Origin of the sequence: Planotetraspora phitsanulokensis (assembly GCF_016863295.1) — a bacterium.
Taxonomy (GTDB): domain Bacteria; phylum Actinomycetota; class Actinomycetes; order Streptosporangiales; family Streptosporangiaceae; genus Planotetraspora; species Planotetraspora phitsanulokensis.
In genome coordinates this window covers 1-519 of sequence record NZ_BOOP01000096.1, presented here as the reverse complement: position 1 = coordinate 519, position 519 = coordinate 1, and the positions used below count along the sequence as shown (strand labels likewise).

Genomic DNA, 519 nt, shown 5'->3' with positions numbered 1-519 from the left:
GAGGCAGAGCCTGAGCACCGGACTACTTGATCAAGCATCCCAACGGCTACATGTGCCACTACGTCCGACCTCAGTGGCAGCTGCCCCAGCAAGAACACGCCAGCTGATAGACCGAATTGCCCACGGCCAGGCCAGGAGCAGACCCCGCGACTATAAGTAGATGGGGGAGTGCTTCTCGTTGGCTGGACACTCTGGCTAGGCATCCGAGGCATGAATCAACCAAGGTGGACGCGTGGATAACAAAGCGCAGAACGCATCCGGCGATCAAAGGAGTGATCACTGGGCGCGACTGGACGCCTTTCTCCAGACCGATCCGCGTGACGCCGGCTGCGACGAAGCCATGGAGATGTTGGACGTCTACGCGGAGCTGCTTGCTGCGGGCAACGACCCGAGCGAGCGGTTCCCGGGCGTTCATGCGCACTTTCTGGCCTGCGGTGCATGCGCCCAAGACTTGGAGGGCCTGCTATCGGCGCTCACAGGCCCAGCCTCTTCTCAGCCCGGCCCGCCGTAGCACGCTGG

The 519-nt window shown here is 62.6% G+C and carries 1 protein-coding gene; it reads left to right on the top strand.

Annotation, left to right across the window (positions count from 1 at the left end):
- Positions 1 to 232: 232 nt before the first annotated feature.
- Positions 233 to 511 carry a hypothetical protein gene (locus Pph01_RS42535; protein WP_204078955.1) on the top strand — a complete coding sequence of 93 codons (279 nt, stop codon included), beginning with the start codon at positions 233 to 235 and terminating at the stop codon, positions 509 to 511.
- Positions 512 to 519: the final 8 nt, after the last annotated feature.